16 protein-coding genes are annotated in these 18,794 nt (G+C 71.4%); 4 read left to right on the forward strand and 12 right to left on the reverse strand.

Annotated elements, in window-relative coordinates; genetic code table 11:
- Positions 1-105: 105 nt before the first annotated feature.
- Complete coding sequence (locus tag OG963_RS30750; protein ID WP_093774602.1) at positions 106-750, reverse strand: HNH endonuclease family protein; 645 nt, start codon at positions 748-750, stop codon at positions 106-108.
- A gap of 217 nt (positions 751-967) precedes the next feature.
- Between OG963_RS30750 and OG963_RS30755 the strand changes: the two genes are divergently transcribed.
- Entirely contained in the window at positions 968-1,702 is a 735-nt protein-coding gene (locus OG963_RS30755) for an ABC transporter permease (RefSeq protein WP_093774604.1), read from the forward strand.
- Between the two features lie 50 nt (positions 1,703-1,752).
- Here OG963_RS30755 and OG963_RS30760 read toward each other — a convergent pair whose 3' ends face one another.
- Positions 1,753-2,418, reverse strand: coding sequence for an HAD-IA family hydrolase (locus tag OG963_RS30760; protein ID WP_093774606.1), 666 nt, complete (start codon positions 2,416-2,418; stop codon positions 1,753-1,755).
- A 177-nt stretch (positions 2,419-2,595) separates the two neighbouring features.
- A complete protein-coding gene (locus OG963_RS30765) occupies positions 2,596-3,618 on the reverse strand; it encodes a peptidoglycan-binding protein (RefSeq protein ID WP_371799691.1) in 1,023 nt (340 codons plus the stop codon).
- Between the two features lie 121 nt (positions 3,619-3,739).
- Here OG963_RS30765 and OG963_RS30770 point away from each other — a divergent pair, with 121 nt between their 5' ends.
- The gene (locus tag OG963_RS30770; protein WP_093774610.1) at positions 3,740-5,782 is read left to right on the forward strand and encodes a DHA2 family efflux MFS transporter permease subunit; all 2,043 of its coding nucleotides are present in this window, start codon (positions 3,740-3,742) and stop codon (positions 5,780-5,782) included.
- 65 nt (positions 5,783-5,847) lie between these two features.
- Here OG963_RS30770 and OG963_RS30775 read toward each other — a convergent pair whose 3' ends face one another.
- On the reverse strand, positions 5,848-6,324 hold the full coding sequence (locus tag OG963_RS30775) for a GNAT family N-acetyltransferase (RefSeq protein WP_371799692.1): 477 nt from the start codon (positions 6,322-6,324) through the stop codon (positions 5,848-5,850).
- 149 nt (positions 6,325-6,473) lie between these two features.
- The gene (locus OG963_RS30780; protein ID WP_371799693.1) at positions 6,474-7,424 is read right to left on the reverse strand and encodes a DUF2330 domain-containing protein; all 951 of its coding nucleotides are present in this window, start codon (positions 7,422-7,424) and stop codon (positions 6,474-6,476) included.
- A 155-nt stretch (positions 7,425-7,579) separates the two neighbouring features.
- Between OG963_RS30780 and OG963_RS30785 the strand changes: the two genes are divergently transcribed.
- A complete protein-coding gene (locus OG963_RS30785) occupies positions 7,580-9,607 on the forward strand; it encodes a bifunctional glycosyltransferase 87/phosphatase PAP2 family protein (RefSeq protein ID WP_371799694.1) in 2,028 nt (675 codons plus the stop codon).
- 153 nt (positions 9,608-9,760) lie between these two features.
- On the opposite strand, the gene OG963_RS30790 is transcribed toward OG963_RS30785, so the two are convergent.
- The gene (locus tag OG963_RS30790) at positions 9,761-10,735 is read right to left on the reverse strand and encodes an AEC family transporter (RefSeq protein ID WP_319736341.1); all 975 of its coding nucleotides are present in this window, start codon (positions 10,733-10,735) and stop codon (positions 9,761-9,763) included.
- Between the two features lie 156 nt (positions 10,736-10,891).
- On the reverse strand, positions 10,892-12,160 hold the full coding sequence (locus tag OG963_RS30795) for a cytochrome P450 (RefSeq protein ID WP_093774618.1): 1,269 nt from the start codon (positions 12,158-12,160) through the stop codon (positions 10,892-10,894).
- A gap of 281 nt (positions 12,161-12,441) precedes the next feature.
- Between OG963_RS30795 and OG963_RS30800 the strand changes: the two genes are divergently transcribed.
- On the forward strand, positions 12,442-13,611 hold the full coding sequence (locus tag OG963_RS30800; RefSeq protein WP_093774620.1) for a steroid 3-ketoacyl-CoA thiolase: 1,170 nt from the start codon (positions 12,442-12,444) through the stop codon (positions 13,609-13,611).
- Between the two features lie 123 nt (positions 13,612-13,734).
- Here OG963_RS30800 and OG963_RS30805 read toward each other — a convergent pair whose 3' ends face one another.
- From OG963_RS30805 to OG963_RS30825, 5 genes are all read right to left on the reverse strand, one after another.
- Positions 13,735-14,163, reverse strand: a complete 429-nt coding sequence (locus OG963_RS30805) for a transglycosylase SLT domain-containing protein (RefSeq protein ID WP_030926012.1) — start codon at positions 14,161-14,163, stop codon at positions 13,735-13,737.
- A 284-nt stretch (positions 14,164-14,447) separates the two neighbouring features.
- The gene (locus OG963_RS30810; protein ID WP_093774622.1) at positions 14,448-15,287 is read right to left on the reverse strand and encodes an ECF transporter S component; all 840 of its coding nucleotides are present in this window, start codon (positions 15,285-15,287) and stop codon (positions 14,448-14,450) included.
- Positions 15,284-16,993 (reverse strand): ABC transporter ATP-binding protein, encoded by a 1,710-nt coding sequence (locus tag OG963_RS30815; protein WP_371799695.1) that lies wholly within the window; start codon positions 16,991-16,993, stop codon positions 15,284-15,286. The genes OG963_RS30810 and OG963_RS30815 overlap by 4 nt, the downstream gene beginning before the upstream one ends.
- Positions 16,990-18,141: an energy-coupling factor transporter transmembrane component T gene (locus OG963_RS30820; RefSeq protein WP_093774626.1), complete on the reverse strand. Its 1,152-nt coding sequence runs from the start codon at positions 18,139-18,141 to the stop codon at positions 16,990-16,992. Before OG963_RS30820 ends, OG963_RS30815 begins: the two co-directional genes overlap by 4 nt.
- On the reverse strand, positions 18,138-18,785 hold the full coding sequence (locus OG963_RS30825; protein ID WP_093929703.1) for an SCO2322 family protein: 648 nt from the start codon (positions 18,783-18,785) through the stop codon (positions 18,138-18,140). Before OG963_RS30825 ends, OG963_RS30820 begins: the two co-directional genes overlap by 4 nt.
- Positions 18,786-18,794 lie beyond the last annotated feature (9 nt).

Below are 18,794 nucleotides of genomic sequence, written 5' to 3' on the forward strand. Positions count from 1 at the left end.
CGTCGTTCCGTACGGACGGGGCCCGTGCGCGTACGGACGAAGCCCGTCGCGTGCGAGCGGGCTCCGTACCGTACGGAACGGCGGGGGAGGGGTGAGCGGTTCCGGTCAGCAGCCGTTGAGAACGGACTGGAGCGCGCTCTTCTCCGCCGAGTCGACGGTCAGGTTGTAGTAGTGCTTCACGTGTACCCAGGCGCGCGCGTACGTGCAGCGGTAGGCGGTGCGGGACGGCAGCCACGTCGACGGATCCTGGTCGCCCTTGGACTGGTTGACGTTGTCCGTGACCGCGATGAGCTGCGGGCGCGTCAGGTCGTTGGCGAAGGACTGGCGTTGCGCGGTGGTCCAGCTGCTCGCGCCCGAGCGCCAGGCCTCGGCGAGCGGGACCATGTGGTCGATGTCCAGATCGGAGGCGGCGGTCCAGGTGGCACCGTCGTACTCCGAGTACCAACTGCCGCTGACGGCCGTACAGCTGGAGTTCTGCGTCACGTTCGTGCCGTCCCGCTTCAGGACGACCTCACGGGTGTCGCAGGCGCCCGACTGGGTTATCCAGTGCGGGAACAGGTCCCGGCTGTATCCGCTCGACGAGCCTTCCGCCTTGACGGTCAGCTGGCTGAGGTAGGTGCGGGCGGTGGACGCGGCGACCGGCGTGGGCATCGCTGCCTGTGCCGTGGGCGCGGTGAGCAGTCCGCTGGTTGCGGCGAGTGCGGCGGATGCGACGACGACGCCGATGCGACGCGCGTAGACACCTGACATGCGAACTCCCTTGATGTGGGGGGATCTTGGACGGGCGACCCGTGGACCCGGCCATCGTGGCGGCGCCAGGTTTCTGCGGGGTGGGCGCCAGGTAACAGAGTGGCGACATGTGCACGTCACATCAAGGGGTGTGACAGGGCTGACGCACCGACAGTTCGGGGATGTGGAAGGCCGATTCGTACCGGGAGCCGGAGTGGGGCCGTCCTATGGTGGCCGCGTGCTGCTTCCGGTCAACATCACGCTCGGTGTCGTCCTCGCCCTGCTGCTCGCGGCGGCCGCCGTCGTCGCCGCCGTGGCCTCGCTCGGCCGGTCGCGCGAGATCGCCCTGGCCGGGCTGCGGGCCGCGGTCCAACTCGCCGCCGTCTCCCTGCTCATCGGCTGGGTGGTCCGCTCGTTGCCGGCGCTGCTCGGCTTCCTGGTGCTGATGTACGCGGTCGCGGTACGGACCGCGGGGCGCCGGATCACCGCGAACCGCACCTGGTGGTGGGCGGCCCTGCCGATCGCCGCAGGGGTCGCGCCGGTGGTCGGCGTCCTGCTGCTCACCGGACTCCTGCCGGTCCGCGGCCTCGCGCTGATCCCGGTCACGGGCATCCTCATCGGAGGTGCGCTCACCGCGACCGTGCTCGGCGGTCGGCGCGCCCTGGACGAACTGACCATGCGGCGCGGGGAGGTGGAGGCGGGGATGGCGCTCGGGCTGCTCGACCGCGACGCGCGGATGGAGATCGCCCGGCCCGCGGCGTCGGAGGCGCTGCTGCCGGGGCTGGACCAGACGCGGACGGTGGGGCTCGTCACGCTGCCCGGGGCGTTCGTGGGCATGCTGCTGGGCGGCGCCTCACCGGTTCAGGCGGGGGCCGTGCAGCTGTTCGTGCTGGTCGCGCTGATGGCCGTACAGGCGGTGGCCGTCGCGACGGTCCTTGAACTCGTGGCGCGCGGACGGATGTACCGGGACTGAGCCCGCCCGGGGAAAGGCTCAGGAGATGTCCCCGGCCGATCGGCCGGACGCTACTGAGGGGCGCTGATGTGCAGCTGGATCGAGCCGTCGGCCGACGCCGCCACGCGGATCTGTGTCAGATCCACGACGTGTGCGTCCGGCGCCAGCGCCGCGGCGCGCGGGCCGACGCCCACGACGCGCATGCCGGCCGCCCGGCCCGCCGCGATGCCGGCCTCCGAGTCCTCGAAGACGATGCAGTCCGCCGGAGCGAAGCCCAGTTCGGCCGCGCCCTTGAGGAAACCCTCGGGGTCGGGCTTGCTGGCGCCGACGCATTCCGCCGTGACGCGGATGCTCGGCATCCGCAGTCCGGCTGCCGTCATCCGGGCCCGGGCCAGCGCCTCGTCCGCCGAGGTCACCAGGGCGTGCGGGAGCGCGGCGATCGCGTCCAGGAAAGCGGGGGCGCCGCCGATCGGGACCACTCCGTCGGTGTCGGCGGTCTCCTCGGCGAGCATCACACGGTTGTCCGCGTAGTTCTGCTCCATCGGGCGGTGGGGGAGGAGTACCGCCATCGTGGCGTACCCCTGGCGCCCGTGGACCACCTTGAGCGCGGCCTCCGGGTCCAGGCCCTCCCGCAGTGCCCACCGCCGCCAGCAGCGCTCCACCACGGCGTCGGAGTTCACGAGGGTGCCGTCCATGTCGAGCAGGAGGGCACGTGCGGTGAGGACGGTGGCCGGCATCGGCGGTCTCCAGGCGGGGGGAAGGAGGGCAGCGCGGGGTGACGCGAACAAGCGGGTGAAGGGAACAAGCAGCCCCGCCCGCCGGTCAGGGAGTGCGGGCGAGGGCTACTTTGTTCCCTCACGATACAAAAAGCTGCCCGGGAAAGCGAATCCCCGCCGTGGGGGACCCTCCTGCCGTCAGGACCGGCCGCGGCCGGTCGTCTCCGCCTCCAGCGCGCGCCGGGTGTTCGGACCGTAGACGCCGGCCGGATCGCCCTCGATGGACTTGTACGACTGATAGACGCTCACCGCGTGCTCGACCTGGCCCGTGTAGTCGCCGTCGTCGCGCCCCCGGTACAGCCACACCTCCTGCAGCCGCCGTTGCAGCTCGGCCACCGCGGGGCCGTGGTCGCCGTGCTGCAGCGTGCGACCGTGCGGGTGCGCGATCGACGGGGCCGACGACGTTCCGGCGGACTCCTCGGGGGAGGCCGGGGCCGACGGTGCGGCCGGGCGCGACGAGGTGGCGGACGGGGAGGGCGAGGCGCTCGCCGACGCCGATGCGGAGGCGGATGCTGACGGCGATGCGGAGACCGAGGGCGAGGCGGACGGAGACGCGGACGCCGACGTCGACACATCGGGTGAGGGGGACGCATCGGGGGCGGCCGACACCACGGTGCTCGGCAGGGCCTGTTCGCCGTCGGCGCCCCCCTTGCCGTCCCCGCTGAACAGTCCGCCGACGAACGCCGCAGTGCCCACCACCGTGACCACGGCGGCGCCCACGGCGACCGCCGCGAACGGGCGGCGACGGCGCGGCTGCACCGGATCCACCCCGCCCAGGGCGTCCATGGTGTCCGTGGCGTCCCTGGTCCCGTAGCGCGGCTCCGGCCCTCCGGCGCTCCCCTGCGGTGCGGGCGCCGGACCTGCCATCGCCTCGCGGTCGAGGAACAGCGGCATCGTCGTGGCCGCGTCGTTCCCCGACGGCGGGTCGGCCGTCATCGCGTCGGCCGCCGTCCCGTCGCCCCCCAGCGACACGTACGGCCTGATCCGCAGCGGATCGAAGTCCTCCGCCGCCGCCGTCTCCGCCTGCGCGGCGGCCCGTCGCGCCGCCCGCTCCGCGCATCCGCAGCCGGGCCCGGCGGAGGGTCTCCCCTCCGGTGTCCCGTCCGGTCTCTCCGTCGATCTGTTGTCCGTACCGCACTCCGGGCATACCTGTCCGGTCATTTCGTGGGTCCCCTCCCCTTGAACTGCCTGCGATTATGCAGCCCGCCGCGATGACGCCCCAACAGGCCATAACGGTCCACTGCGGCCAGGATGGGGATGTAGCGGACCCGAGGAGAGTTTTATGGCCAACCAGCTGAGCCCCCCGGCGCCGGCTCCCGGCGAAACCCGCTCCCGGCGGACCGTCCTTGTCGCCATCGGCGCCCTGCTCCTCGGCATGCTGCTCGCCGCACTCGATCAGACCATCGTCTCCACCGCACTGCCGACCATCGTCAGCGATCTCGGCGGCCTGGAGCACCTGTCGTGGGTGGTCACCGCCTATCTGCTGGCGTCGACCGCCGCGACCCCGCTCTGGGGCAAGCTCGGCGACCAGTACGGGCGCAAGAAGCTCTTCCAGATCGCCATCGTCATCTTCCTCGTCGGCTCCGCACTCTGCGGCATGGCCCAGAACATGCCGCAGCTGATCGGCTTCCGTGCTCTGCAGGGCCTCGGCGGCGGCGGTCTGATCGTGCTCTCGATGGCGATCGTCGGCGACCTCGTCCCCCCGCGTGAACGTGGCAAGTACCAGGGCCTGTTCGGTGCGGTCTTCGGCATGACGAGCGTCCTCGGACCGCTGCTCGGCGGCCTCTTCACCGAGCACCTCAGCTGGCGCTGGGTCTTCTACATCAACCTGCCGATCGGCATCGTCGCGCTGCTCGTCATCGCCGCAGTGCTGCACATCCCGGTCCGCGAGGCCAAGCACGTCATCGACTACCTGGGCACCTTCCTCATCGCCGCCGTGGCCACCTGTCTGGTCCTGGTCGCCTCACTGGGCGGCACCACGTGGGCCTGGGGCTCGGCACAGATCATCGGGCTCTCCGTCGTCAGCGTGCTGCTGCTGATCGCATTCGTGTACGCCGAGCGGCGCGCCGCCGAACCCGTCCTGCCGCTTAAGCTGTTCCGGATCCGCACGTTCAGTCTCGTCGCCGTCATCAGTTTCGTCATCGGCTTCGCGATGTTCGGTGCGATGACCTATCTGCCGACGTTCCTGCAGGTCGTGCACAACATCACGCCGACCATGTCCGGTGTGCACCTGCTGCCGATGGTCGCCGGCCTGCTCGTCACATCGACCGTGTCCGGCCAGATCGTCAGCCGTACCGGCCGCTGGAAGGTCTTTCCGATCCTGGGCACCGGCATCACGGCGATCGGGCTGATGCTCCTGCACCGGCTCACGGAGTTCAGCAGCACCGGGCAGATGAGCGCCTGCTTCTTCGTCTTCGGTGCCGGGCTCGGTCTGGTGATGCAAGTCCTCGTGCTGGTCGTGCAGAACGCCGTCACCTACGAGGACCTGGGCGTGGCCACCTCCGGGGCGACGTTCTTCCGCTCCATCGGCGCCTCGTTCGGTGTCGCCATCTTCGGCACGATCTTCACCAACCGGCTCACCGACAAACTCGGCGCGGCGCTCTCCGGCATCACCCTGCCACCCGGCGTCGACGCGGGCCGGCTGGCCGACGACCCGCGCGCCATCGCCCAACTGCCGCCCGCACTGCGGCCCCCGGTGCTCCATGCGTTCTCCACGTCGATCACCGATGTCTTCCTGTACGCCGCCCCGGTCGTCCTGGTCGCCTTCGCCTTCGCCTGGTTCCTCAAGGAGGACAAGCTGCGCGGCTCGGTGACGGCCCCCGACAGCACCGAGACCCTGGCGTCCAACCCGGTCGAGCGGTCCTCGTACGACGAGTGCGCGCGGGCCCTGTCGGTGCTCGCGACCCGCGAGGGGCGACGCGATGCCTATGTGAAGATCACCGAGCGTGCGGGGTACGACCTGCTGCCCGCGGCGAGCTGGATGCTGCTGCGCGTCAAACGGCACGGCACCGTCGAACCCGGGCTGCTCGCCGACACCATCCCGGTGCCGCTGCGCGTGATCAGTGACGCGGCGCGGCAGCTCGAGGAGCGAGGTCTGGCCCGGCGTGAAGGGGTGCAGCTGGTGCTCACCGACAAGGGCTCGGAGGTCGTGATGAAGCTCGCGCAGGCCCGCGAGGAGTCGCTGGCCGAGCTGTTGGGCGACTGGTGGGGGCCGGAACGGCCGAGCGATCTGCGCAAACTCGTGGAGGAGCTGACCGCCGAGACGTGTGGATCGAAAGAGGAACAGCCGCACGGTCCGGAGCCGAGACGGGACCACGCGGCCTGAGCCGGGCGGCCCGATCCCGGCGCGGCCCGGCAGGCGTCACCCGATCCGGGGCGGCCTCGCCCGGCCTACAGCTCCTTGGCGAACCAGTGCTCCGCGTACGGATTCCGGTGGAACGCCGGGACTTCCGAGTAGCCGTGTTTGGCGTACAGTCCGCGCGCCTCCACCAGGTCGTTGCGGGTGTCCAGCCGGATCCGCCGTACGCCGAACGCACGCGCGGCGCTCTCGACGGCCGCCAGCAGCAGCCCGCCGCCGCCCGTGCCGCGGAACTGCGGGCGCACGAACACCCGGGTCAGCTCCGCCACGTCCGCGTCGATCAGGAGCAGCCCGGCGCAGGCCGCCGGATTCCCGTCGAACCTGCCGACGACGAACTCACCGGTCGGTGGGACGAGCCGCTCGACACCGTCGTCGGCGAGTCCCTCGTCGATCTCCCGGGCGGTCGCCGGCCGCCCCCAGTACCGGCTGGCGACCTCGTCGTAGTAGTCCCGGCGCAGCGCGGTGGAGTCGGGGGAGTCGAAGCGGTCCGGGGCGACAATCCAGGTCATGTGCGTGATTGTGACCTGTGCATGATCGGGAGCCAAACGATTTGACCGCGGTCCGCCCGCGCGGCAGGTCTCGCGGATGGGGCGGTGCCGGATCTCCGTACCGCGCTTCACCCCGCGCACAGCTGTTCGTGATCCCCTCGTGGCCGCGTTCACGCCAACGGTGGCGGCACGGTGACCGGCGGCGGGGGCGGCACCGGCCGTCGCCGCCGCGACCGGGAGACGGACAGCGCCGCCACAGCCGCCACCAGCACGGCGCCGAGGAGGGACAGCACCCAGGCCGGGACGCCGCCCACGGTCAGCAGCTCGTTGCGGTACGTCATGGTCCGGTACGGGGTGTCGGCGGCGGCCGCGTGCAGTTCGTGATCGCCGTCGATCAGCTCCGGGCGAGGGAAGGACTGCTCGATGGCGGTGATGAAGACCGGCCGGCCGGCCGCCAGATTCCGGATCGCCTCCGTCGAGGTGGCGGGCGAAGTGGACGGGGTGAACTTCTCCGCGTACGTCACCCGGGGCGCGTCCCCGCCGATCGGACCGCCCGGCTCCATCCGGTGCGCTGCCAGCACGTAGAGGCCCAGCGACTGAGGCGTCGAGGCGAGCTTCGAAAGCCGCATCGGGTAGACCAGCCGGGAGCTGGCGAAGCGCAGTCGCAGCGGGTCGAGCTCGCCCAGCAGAAGCGCGTCCTCGTCCCGGGGAGCGAGGCGGACCGCCACGTACTCCCACTTCTGGTCGACGTACGGCTGCAGCGCGGTCGCCAGCCGGTCGGGCAGCTCGAAACCGTTCCGCTTCAGCCACGTCTGCAGCGCCTCGGGGTCGGTCGCCGCCAGGCGCGCCACGTCGAACGGGCCGAGCTGCTCCCTGCCGACGACCGTCACCGGCGGTGCGGCCGCGGACGGTGCGGACGCGGCCGTACCGTCACCCGAACCGGCGAACGGCCAGTCCCCGGAGCGTGGCCAGAAGTGGTGCCGGGTGGCCGGGACCGGCGCGGTGAGGGTTTCGAGACCGAGACCGTCGTGACCGTGCGCCCGTCGATCACGGGGACAGACGTACGGGTGAAGGATCCGGTTCCGGCCGCTGCGTCCGGGGCCGATCGGCGATCCGAGCATTCCTTCGGACAAAAGCGGGGTGACAGTCAGGCGCAGAGGGGGTTGATTGTGTCTACCTCATAGCGCAATGCGAAGGTTTCACAGCACGTCCTGGGACGAGGACGGTGGATGAACGGTGGGAGGGTCGGCGCAGCGTGGCGAATGCGGAGCACAGTGTGCGCGGAAACGCGGCGACGGGGGCGAGGACCGGGGCAGCCCGGGCTGTGCTCTGGCTGGTTGTCGCCTTGCTTGCGGGACGGCAGATGGCGGTGGTGCTGCGGCAGCCGCCGGGCGAACGGCTCACCGATCTGGAGACGTGGATCGGTGAGAACGGGGTCCTGCATGTGACGGGATCGCTCTACGACAGCGACCGGTTCACCGGCACCCCCTTCGCCGGGCTGGTACTGAAACCGCTGGCGCGGACGGCCGAACAGAGCCTCGGCGTTGCCTGGACCTTCGGTTCGCTGCTGCTCGTCGCCGCACTCGGCCTGGTCGCGGCCCGCGCCCTGCCGGGGCCCGTCTCCCGTCGCACCGCCCTGCTGGCCGCCCCCGTCGCGATCAGCCTGCTGATGCTGTCCCTGCCGGTCCGTAACGCCCTCCACCTCGGCCAGACCAGCATCCTGCCGGTCCTGCTGGTGCTGCTGGGTTGTTTCGTGGCCCGGGGAGAACGCGCGTCCGGCGTACTGATCGGGATCGCGGCCGCGCTCCAGCCGACCGTGCTGCTCTTCGCCGTCCTGCTCTGGCTGACGGGCCGCCGCCGGGCCGCAGTGACCGGCGGCACCGCGTTCGCCGCCTGCACCGCGCTGGCCTGGGCCGTGATGCCGCACGACTCATGGTCGTACTGGGTGCACCATGTCGCGGGCGCCGGACTCGGCGACAGCGCGGACAGCCTCTCCAACCAGTCGCTGCACGGTGCGCTGCTCCGCTTCGGCCTGGCGGGCCCGCTCGAGGTAGTGCTGTTCCTGCTGCTGGCCGCCGCCGTCTGCTACGTCGGGCTGCGGCGCGCCGTGCGGTACGCGAACGACGGCCAGCTGCTCCTCGCCGTCGCCGTGACCGGCTGTGTCGCCGTCGCCGTCTCGCCGACCGCCTGGCAGCACCAGCTGCTGTGGGTGCTCCTTGCCGTGGTCGGCCGGGCCGGTGAGCGGGCCTCAGACCGGCTGGTGTGGCCGGCCATCGTGGTGCTCGTGATCACGCTGCCCGGGAAGATACTTCTGCCGAACACCCCGGTCGCCTTCCCGGTGCGGGACAACGTGCTCCTCCTCGCTGCGCTGGGCGCCGCCTGCGCAGCGCCGTTCCTGCCGCGCACCTCGCCGTATTGGCAGCGGCCGGTCCCCACGGACTACGCCGTCCCGGTTCCGGCCCGTTGGAGCCGCGTGCCGCTGCTGCCGTTCTGGCGACGGGTGCTCAGCCGTCCCAACCTGCTGTTGGAACTCCTGCTGATCCGGGTCGTCTACTCGGCGTATGCGCACGTCAGGCTGGCGGCGACGGCCGGTCGCCCCACCGCCGAGGCGCACGGCCGGCAGATCCACTCGCTCGAGAAGTGGCTGCACATCGACATCGAGCACTGGGCCAACCACACGGTCGTCCAGATCGGCTGGCTGAAGAGCTTCTTCGACTACTACTACTCGACGTTCCACTTCATCGTGCCGCTGGCCATCCTCGGTGTGCTGTACGTACGACGCCCAGCGGACTACCGCTGGGCCCGCTCCACCCTCGGCTTCGCCACCCTGGTCGCGCTGCTCGGCTTCTGGCTGTACCCGCTGGCGCCGCCGCGGCTGATGCCGGGGCTCGGCTTCATCGACACGGTCCATGGCGTCCAGGACTTCGCGAAGCCGGACTACGGGACGCTCACCTCGATGACCAACCAGTACGCGGCGATGCCCTCGCTGCATTTCGGCTGGTCGCTCTGGTGCGGCGTCATGATCGTGATGCTGGCCCCGAAGCTGTGGATGAAGGCGCTCGGGCTGCTGCACCCGCTGTTCACCGTCTCGGCGATCGTCGCCACGGCCAACCACTGGGTGCTCGACGCGGTGGGCGGGGCGCTGGTCATCGCGCTCGGCTTCGTGCTCACTCATGTCCTCGCGGGACCACGGAAGCTGCAACCGGTGGTGGACCGGGCAGCCGGGGCGGAACGGCACCCGTCCGCGGCGGATCGGGCAGCTTCCCCGGAGGCGACCGGCGAGACGGTGGGCAGCAAGACCTGAGCGAGCGGCTGCACGTGTGCCGAAGGGGTGCCGGAACGACCTGTGTCGTCCGGCACCCCTTCGGCGTGGATCGCCGCTTACCCAGCATCCGCCTGTCCCGGGCAGCCCGCCACTCGAACAGCTCACCCCTCACTCGAACAGCCCAAGGGGCGGTCAGTGGGACGGCCCCAGCGCCCAGGCGGCGAACGACAGGGTGGCCATGGAAGCGACCGTGGAGGCGACGACGGAGTTGCGGGCGAGCCTGGTGTCCAGACCGTACTGGCGGGCGTAGATGAAGGCGTTCTGGGCCGTCGGCAGCGCGGAGCACACCACCACGGCCAGCAGCTGATGGTCCGGCAGCCGCAGCAGCGGGCCGCCGACGAGGAACGCGATCAGCGGCTGGACCAGCGTCTTCAGCACGACGGCGACTCCCACCTCCGCACGCTCCCCGGAATCCGCCACGCTCTCCGACCGTGCGCCGGTCGCCGCCGGGCGTCCGTTCAACGACAGGCCGAGGGTGATCAGGGCCGTGGGAACCGCTGCCGCGCCGAGCAGATCGCAGGAGTGCGTGACGGTGGTCGGCAGTCGCAGCCCGATCGCGGAGACGGCGACGCCGAACATCGAGGCCATGATGATCGGGTTGCGGACCGGCATGGTCAGCATCCTCCGGAAGGTGACGCCCTTTCCGGAGACGGCCCCCGTCCCCGTGTCCAGCAGTGTCAGGATCACGGGGGAGACCAGCAGCACCTGGAACAGGATGATCTGCGCGACGAACGAGGCGTCGCCCAGCACCTGGACCGCCACCGGGATGCCGAGATTGGCGGAGTTCACGTAGCCGGACGCCATGCTGCTGATCGCCTGGTCGGCGGTCTTGCGGCCGAAGAGGCGGCGGGCCAGGACGAAGCCGAGGGCGGAGACGAGCGCCGTGCCTGCGGCGAAGGCCACCATCGAGGAGTTGGCGAAGGCGTCCAGGCGTGCGCCGGAGACCATGACGAACAGAGCCGCGGGCATGGCCACGTGGAAGACGAACCGGCCGAGCACTGCTTCCGCCTGTTCGCCGAGGAGGCCGCTGCGGCCGACCACGTAACCGATGCCGGTGAGCGTCCAGATGGGGGCGAAGCCGGAGAGCAGGGCGTGCATGGCCGCCATGATCCTCGTACGCCCCTGCGCCTCCCGGAGCGGGGTGGTGCAGGCAGGCGGTGGGGGCGGACGGGCAGCGGCTGCGGACCGGACGCGGGGCGCGGACGGGCGGCGGGGGCCGGGGCGTAGGGGGGAAGACCCCCGCCGCCCGAATCCGCGAACCGGTCAGCCGGTGGGCGTACCGGCCTTGTCCGATGTGCTGACCTGCAGTTGCTTGATCCCGTTGAGCCAGGCGGAGCGCAGCCGCCTCGGGTCGCCGACCAGTCGCAGGTCCGGCAGCACGTCCGCGATCGCGTTGAAGATCAGGTTGATCTCCATGACGGCGAGGGACTTGCCGAGACAGAAGTGCGGGCCGCCGCCACCGAAGCCGAGATGGGGGTTGGGGTCCCGGGAGATGGAGAAGGCCTCCGGGTTCTCGAAGACCTCGGGGTCGTTGTTGGCGGAGGAGTAGAACAGCCCGACCCTGTCCCCCTTCTTGATCCGCTGCCCGCCCAGGTCGACGTCCTGGGTGGCGGTCCGCTGGAAGGAGACCACGGGGGTGGCCCAGCGCACGATCTCCTCGGCGGTCGTCTCCGGGCGCTCGCGCTTGTACAGCTCCCATTCGTCGGGGTGGGTCAGGAAGGCGTGCATGCCGTGGCTGATGGCGTTACGGGTGGTCTCGTTGCCGGCGACGGCGAGCAGGATGACGAAGAAGCCGAACTCGTCGGATGAGAGGTTGCCTTCGCCCTCCGCGGCGACCAGCTGGGAGACGATGTCCTTGGCCGGGCACTCCTTGCGATCCGCCGCCAGGTTCATCGCGTACGAGACGATCTCCATGGCCGCCTCGGTGCCGACCTCTTCGGTGATCGCGTACTCGGGATCGTCGTACGCGGCCATCTTGTTGGACCAGTCGAAGATCTTCGACCGGTCCCCTTGCGGTACGCCGATGAGCTCGGCGATGGCCTGGAGCGGGAGTTCGACGGCGATGTTGGTGACGAAGTCGAAGGAGCCGTCGTCGTCGGCCGCGGCGAGCGCCGTCTCGACGATCGAGCGGGCGCGGCTGCGCAGGGCCTGTTCCAGGGACCGGATCGCACGGGGCGTGAAGCCGCGCTGGACGATCTGGCGGACCCGGGTGTGTTCGGGCGGGTCCATGTTCAGCATGATCAGCTTCTGGACCTCGATCTGGTCGCGGCTGATCGACTCGTTGAAGCGGATGACTGCCGTGTTGGTGTAGGACGAGAAGAGCTCAGGGTGTGTGGAGACGTACTTGACGTCCGCGTGCCGGGTGACCACCCAGTAGCCCTCGTCGTCGAAACCGGAGATACCGGCCGGTTGGGTGCACCACCAGACCGGGGCGGTCTCCCGCATCCGGGCGAACTCCGGGTACGGGATGCGGGCTTGGAGCAGGTCGGGGTCGGTGAAGTCGAACCCTTCGGGCAGATGAGGGCAGGGCATCGGCAACTCCAGGTCGGTCCGAGGGCCGCCCGAGCCATGCCTGACGACCCATCAGAAGTTGCCGGAAAGGTAGTAACGAGTTCTACAACTCGCAAGGGTCATGGCCGGATCTGTTGCGTGAAGGCCGGTGCGCCAGGCAGGAAGTGGGTGCAAGGTGCGTGCACGGCTCTTGCGTACCGGGGGTAAGCCTCATAAGACTGCTTGCAGAACTAGAACGCGTACTAGTTCCTTCCGTGGGCGCCGGGACGCCCCCTGCGGAAGTGCGAGGAGAGGACGAGCTCATGGCCGCGGAACCCGTCATCGTCGAAGCCGTACGCACCCCCATCGGCAAGCGTGGAGGCGCGCTCGCCAATCTGCACCCCGCCTATCTGCTGGGTGAGACCTACCGTGAACTCCTCGGCCGCACCGGCATCCATGCCGACTGCGTCGAACAGATCGTCGGCGGCACGGTCACCCATGCCGGCGAACAGTCCATGAACCCGGCGCGCAACGCCTGGCTCACCGTGGGACTCCCGTACGAGACCGCCGCCACCACCGTGGACTGCCAGTGCGGCTCCTCGCAGCAGGCTTCCCACATGGTTGCGAACATGGTCGCCGCCGGAGTCATCGACGTCGGTATCAGCTGCGGTGTCGAGGCCATGTCGCGCGTACCGCTGGGCAGCGGCTCCAAGCACGGCCCCGGGAAGCCGTGGCCGGACGAGTGGAACGTCGATCTGCCCAACCAGTTCGAGGCCGCCGAACGCATCGCCCGCAAACGGGGCCTCACGCGGGAGAACGTGGACTCGCTCGGGCTGATCTCGCAGGAGCGGGCGGCCGTGGCCTGGGCCGAGGAGCGCTTCAAACGGGAGACGTACGCGGTCCAGGTGCCGACCACCGAGGAGGAGCAGGCGGCGGGGCAGGGCATGTGGCGCCTCGTCGACCACGACGAAGGGCTGCGGGACACCACCATGGAGGGGCTGGCCCGGCTCAAGCCGGTCATGCCCACCGCCATCCACACCGCGGGCAACTCCTCGCAGATCTCCGACGGCGCCTGCGCGATCATGTGGGCCTCCAAGCGGATGGCCCGGGCGCTCAAGCTCAAGCCGCGTGCCCGGATCGTCGCCCAGGCGCTGGTCGGCTCCGACCCGCACTTCCACCTCGACGGGCCGATCGACGCGACCCGTGCGGTGCTCGGCAAGGCCGGGATGTCGCTGAGGGACATCGACCTCGTCGAGATCAACGAGGCGTTCGCGTCGGTGGTGCTGAGCTGGGCGCAGGTCTTCGACCAGGATCTGGAGAAGGTCAACGTCAACGGTGGGGCCATCGCGCTCGGCCACCCGGTGGGCGCCACCGGGGCCCGTCTGATCACCACGGCACTGCACGAACTGGAGCGCAGGGACAAGGAGTTCGCGCTCATCACCATGTGTGCGGGCGGGGCGCTGGCCACCGGCACGATCATCCAGCGACTCTGAGGGCGACCCCCGGCCGGGGGTGTTGTCAGGTGCTCCCCGGCCGGGGGTCACGCCGTCCGGGCAGGCCGAAGGCCCCGACCGGAACCCGGTCGGGGCCTTCGTGTGAAGCTGCTTGCCACCGGCTCAGTACCAGTGGTTGGCCTGCCAGAACGTCCAGGCGGCGCACGGGCTGCCGTAGCGGGAGTTCATGTAGTCCATGCCCCACTTGATCTGGGTCGTGGGGTTGGTCTTCCAGTCGGCGCCGGCCGAGGCCATCTTCGAGCCGGGCAGGGCCTGGACCAGGCCGTAGGCGCCCGAAGAGGCGTTGGTCGCGCTGGGGTTCCAGCCGCTCTCGTGCGAAACGATGTTGCTGAAGCACTGGAACTGCGCCTCGTTGCCGATCATCGCTCGCGCCGTGCCCTGTACGCCGGTGGCGGCGGACGCCGGTGCGGCCATGGCCGGGGTGACGCCGAGGCCCAGACCGGTGGCGCCGAGGACCGCGGCGGCTCCGGCGACGACGGCCTTGCGGCGAGCGGTGCGGGGCTGGGCGAGGAGGTTACGGACGAACGACACAGGCGAACCTAACCGTTGGGGACGGGGGAGTCGCGGACCGGGTCCAACAGTGCGGGACCCGGTGCTCGTTGACCGCGTTCCGTTCCGGTGAACGCTTGCGGTGCTCGGCGACGTGACCAGTGTTAGCCGCGGCGTTCAACCGTGGCAATGACCCCTGATACGGTCTTGCCTCGCATCAGGGACCAAAAGTCCCTAACCACCCCAAAAGGTTCCATAGCAGGTCGGAGGCGGTGAAGTGGGTTCCATCTGCGGCCGGAAACGCTACTACCCCCGGTAGTGGAGGACTAAGGTCCTGTGGGCGCCTTCACGCCTTCGGGACCGTCGAATGTGACCTGGGCCTCGAAGGATGCGCGGCGCGTGGCCCTTCGCAGCGCCTTCAGCAGCGTGGAGCCGATGGTGAGGGTCAGTGCCATGGTCAGCACGGCCCGGCCCAGGTCCCAGCCGAGTGAGGTGGCCAGGCAGTACGCGAAGAACCGGACCAGATTCTCGGGCAGCGGGTCACCGGGGTGGAACGAGATGCCCGAGCCGAGGCCCGGCACGATCGTCCAGCCGTACAGGTTCATCACCGTGCCGTACGCGAACGCCGCCGCACCGCCGTACGCCGCCAGCATCAGCAGCTCGGCCCGCCCGCGCAGCCGGTCCGGGGCCGGCAGCAGGCCGGCGCCCATCGTGAACCAGCCCATCGACAGCATCTGGAACGGCATCCATGGGCCCACCCCGCCGGTGAGCAGGGCGGACGCGAACATGGTCACCGAGCCGAGCACGAAGCCGAAGCCTGGGCCCAGCACCCGGCCGCTCAGCACCATCAGGAAGAACATCGGCTCCAGGCCCGCCGTACCGGCGCCGAGCGGACGCAGTGCGGCGCCGACGGCGGCGAGCACACCCAGCATCGCCACCGCCTTCGCGTCCAGGCCGGAGTCCGCGATGGTGGCGACGACCACACCGACCAGGAGCGGAAGCAGTGCGGCGAACAGCCACGGTGCGTCCTGGGAGTGGGCGAGACCGGAGTCCGCGTCCGCGAGCAGCGGCCAGCCGATGGAGACGACGCCGATCGCGCTGACGAGGAGGAGTGCGGCGATCGCGCGGGGGCCCAGTCGTACGGGGCGGCTTCGGCGGCCGCTCATGCGCCTGCCTCCAGCGACCCGCGCACCTGCGTCACGGTCAGCCACTCCTGCGGGGCGAGGATCTTCGCGGTCTGCGGCGCGAACGCCGGTGACGAGACCACCACCTGCCGGGTCGGGCCGTCCGCGACGATCTCCCCGTCCGCGAGGATCACCACCCGGTGGGCCAGCTCGGCGGCGAGCTCCACGTCGTGCGTGGCCAGGACGATCGCATGGCCCTCGGCCGCCAAACCCCGCAGCACCCGTATGAGCCGGGCCTTCGCGGCGTAGTCCAGACCGCGCGTCGGCTCGTCCAGCAGCAGGAGCGGGGGCCGTGCGGTCAGCACGACGGCCAGCGCCAGGGCGAGCCGCTGCCCCTCGGAGAGATCGCGGGGGTGGGTGTCGTCCGGTACGTCGGGAAGCAGCTCGGAGACCAGGGCCCGGCAGCTGCCCGCCGCCGCGCCCGCGTCGGTGTCGGCCGCCGCGCACTCGGCGGCGACCGTGTCCGCGTACAGCAGATCGCGCGGTTCCTGCGGTACGAGCCCGACCCGGCGCACCATGTCGCGCGGATGCGTGCGGTGCGGGGCCCGGCCGCCGACGAGGACCGTGCCCGTGGTGGGCCCGACCAGGCCGACGAGGGCGGCGAGCAGCGTGGACTTGCCCGCGCCGTTGCGGCCCATCAGGGCGACGGTCTCGCCCGGTGCGACGGAGAGCGTCACCCGGCGCAGTGCCTCGACGCGCCCGCGCCGTACCCCCAGGCCCTCGACCCGGGCGATCGCCTCCACCGCAGCTTCGGGAGCGGGCCGGGGGGCGGGTGTGCGCAGCCGCCCGAACAGACCACGGCGGACGGGAGCGGCCGCGGGCAGCGGCGTCGGGGCGGCGGGCGCCGACGGAGCGGGCGGCGGCGGTTCGGCCGTGGCCAGTCGCTCCCGCAGATCCGTCGCACGGCGCCGTGCGTCGCGTACCGACAGCGGCAGCGGGTCCCAGCCCGCCAGCCGGCCCAGGGCCACCACCGGCGGGTGGACCGGGGAGACCGCCATGATGTCGGCGGGGGCGCCCATCACCGGTGCGGCACCGGGCGACGGCAGCAGGACGACCTGGTCCGCGTACTGGACGACGCGTTCCAGGCGGTGCTCCGCCATCAGGACCGTCGTCCCCAGATCGTGCACCAGCCGCTGGAGCACCGCGAGGACCTCCTCGGCCGCCGCCGGGTCCAGCGCGGACGTCGGTTCGTCGAGGACCAGGACCTTGGGGTGCGGGGTCAGCACCGAACCGATCGCGACCCGCTGCTGCTGGCCGCCGGAGAGCGTGGCGATCGGCCGGTCGCGCAGCCCGGCGAGGCCCAGCAGGTCGAGGGTCTCCTCTACCCGCCGGCGCATCACGTCGGGGGCGAGTCCCAGCGACTCCATGCCGTACGCCAGCTCGTCCTCGACGGTGTCGGTGACGAAGTGGGAGAGCGGGTCCTGTCCCACCGTGCCGACCAGATCGGCGAGTTCGCGTGGTTTGTGGGTACGGGTGTCACGGCCGTCGACCATCACCCTGCCGCGCAGTGTGCCGCCCGTGAAGTGCGGTACGAGACCGGAGACGGCGCCCAGCAGCGTCGACTTGCCGACCCCCGACGGGCCGACGAGCAGCACCAACTCGCCCTCGGGGACGGTCAGATCGACCCCGGACAGGGTCGGGCGCGCCGCCCCCTCGTACTGCACCGACACCTGCTCGAACCGGATCACTGGCTCTCCTCGGAGTTCGCGGCGGCCACAACGGGCGGCGCGGGCGCCACCACCGCGGGCAACAGCCCGATCAGCACCGCCGCCGCGGGCCACAGCGGGAACACCGGCGCCGCCAGCGGTACGACTCCGGGGTGCAGCGCCTCCGTGTCGGCGCTGCCCGCCCAGATCATCGCCGCCGCGACCACCGCACCCGACCCGGCCACCAGCCAGGCCCTCGCCCCCCACCGGTCGGGCCGGTAGCGGGTGCGGACCGAGCGGGCACCGCCGAGCCGGAGCCCGGCCATCGCGGCGACGAGCCCGGCGAACAGCAGCGGCAGCCCGTACACCGCACCCTGCGAGGCCAGCAGAGCGTACGTACCGGCGCAGACGCCCAGCAGCCCGCCGAGCGTGAGGACGTTCGTGGTGTGCCGGACGGCGCGCGGCACCTGTGCCGTACGCCCGTATCCGCGTGCGTCCATCGACGCCGCCACCGCCACCGACCGCTCCAGCGCACCTTCCAGCACCGGCAGTCCGATCTGCAGGACGGCCTTGATGCCACCGGCAGGGCGGCCCCGCAACCGTCGTGCGGTGCGCAGCCGCACCACATCGGCGACCATGTTCGGTGCGAACGTCATCGCGACGACGACCGCGATGCCCGCCTCGTACAGTGCGCCCGGCAGCGACTTCAGCAGCCGGGCCGGGTTGGCGAGCGAGTTCGCCGCGCCGATGCAGATCAGCAGGGTGGCGAGCTTCGCCCCGTCGTACAGCGCGAAGAGCAGCTGTTCGGCGGTGACCCGGCCGCCGATCCTCACGCCCTGCGCCCAGTCGGGCAGCGGGACTTCGGGCAGGGTGAGGACCGGGTGCGTACCGGGGATCGGCGAACCGAGAAACACGGAGAAGAGCAGCCGCACGCCGACGACGAACAGCCCGATCCTGATGAACGCCCCGTACGAACGGGCCCACGGCGCATCGGTCCGGCGTACCGCCACGACGTAGCCGGCCACCCCCACGAGCAGCCCGAGCAGCAGTGGATTGCTGGTCCGGGAGGCGGCGGTGGCCAGCCCGAGCGCCCACAGCCACCAGGCCCCGGCGGGCACGGCGTTGCTGCGGGTCGCCTCGGGGGCGCGCAGGGCAGGGACCGGCCGGGCCGGGCCGGCGGAGACGGTCATCCTCGGCGGCGGCGGGCCTGCACGACCGCGGCGACGCCGAGCAGAAGGACGGCGGCGACACCGGCGAGCACCCCGGCGGACGGACCGCCGCGGCCGCTCCCCGGGCGGGCCGAGGCGGACGGGCTCGCGGGCGCCTGCGACGTACCGTCGGCGTGCCCAGTGCCGGAGACCTGGTCACCGCAGCCCGAGGCCGGATAGCCGGAGATCGCGCAGAGCAGCGCCTCGCTGCTGTAGCGCAGCGGCTTGGCCACGGAAGCGAGGGCCTCCGCGGCGCTCGCGTCCTCGGCGACCTGCGCGCATGCGGTACGCGGCGCCGGTGGCGTCTCCCCGTCAGGTGCGTCCGCGGCCGTGCCGGGGTCGATGACGAGCGCGATCCGCTTGGTGCCGTCCTTGGCGGGGGTGTCCGCACAGATCGTCGCGAATTCGGGGGCGCGGCGCGGCTTCGCCGAGTCCTGGGAGTCCTCGCTCACCGAGAACCGGAAGCCCTGCACCGCACCGTCGTCGGGCCGGACCAGCGACGGGCCCTGGGTGGCGTACGCCCAGTTCGTCCCCTTGCCCTCCCAGAACGACCAGTAGCGGTAGCCGGCCGCGTGCGCGGTGCCGGCGCCGAGCACGGTCAGGACGGCGCCGAGAACGAGCAGCAGGGCGCCCGT

The organism is Streptomyces sp. NBC_01707 (assembly GCF_041438805.1).
Lineage (GTDB): Bacteria > Actinomycetota > Actinomycetes > Streptomycetales > Streptomycetaceae > Streptomyces.

Coding starts and splice junctions, on each gene's coding strand:
- OG963_RS30750 (WP_093774602.1), bottom strand. CDS start 750: ATGTCAGGTGTCTACGCGCGTCGCATCGGCGTCGTCGTCGCATCCGCC.
- OG963_RS30760 (WP_093774606.1), bottom strand. CDS start 2,418: ATGCCGGCCACCGTCCTCACCGCACGTGCCCTCCTGCTCGACATGGAC.
- OG963_RS30765 (WP_371799691.1), bottom strand. CDS start 3,618: ATGACCGGACAGGTATGCCCGGAGTGCGGTACGGACAACAGATCGACG.
- OG963_RS30770 (WP_093774610.1), top strand. CDS start 3,740: ATGGCCAACCAGCTGAGCCCCCCGGCGCCGGCTCCCGGCGAAACCCGC.
- OG963_RS30775 (WP_371799692.1), bottom strand. CDS start 6,324: ATGACCTGGATTGTCGCCCCGGACCGCTTCGACTCCCCCGACTCCACC.
- OG963_RS30780 (WP_371799693.1), bottom strand. CDS start 7,424: ATGCTCGGATCGCCGATCGGCCCCGGACGCAGCGGCCGGAACCGGATC.
- OG963_RS30790 (WP_319736341.1), bottom strand. CDS start 10,735: ATGGCGGCCATGCACGCCCTGCTCTCCGGCTTCGCCCCCATCTGGACG.
- OG963_RS30795 (WP_093774618.1), bottom strand. CDS start 12,160: ATGCCCTGCCCTCATCTGCCCGAAGGGTTCGACTTCACCGACCCCGAC.
- OG963_RS30800 (WP_093774620.1), top strand. CDS start 12,442: ATGGCCGCGGAACCCGTCATCGTCGAAGCCGTACGCACCCCCATCGGC.
- OG963_RS30810 (WP_093774622.1), bottom strand. CDS start 15,287: ATGAGCGGCCGCCGAAGCCGCCCCGTACGACTGGGCCCCCGCGCGATC.
- OG963_RS30820 (WP_093774626.1), bottom strand. CDS start 18,141: ATGACCGTCTCCGCCGGCCCGGCCCGGCCGGTCCCTGCCCTGCGCGCC.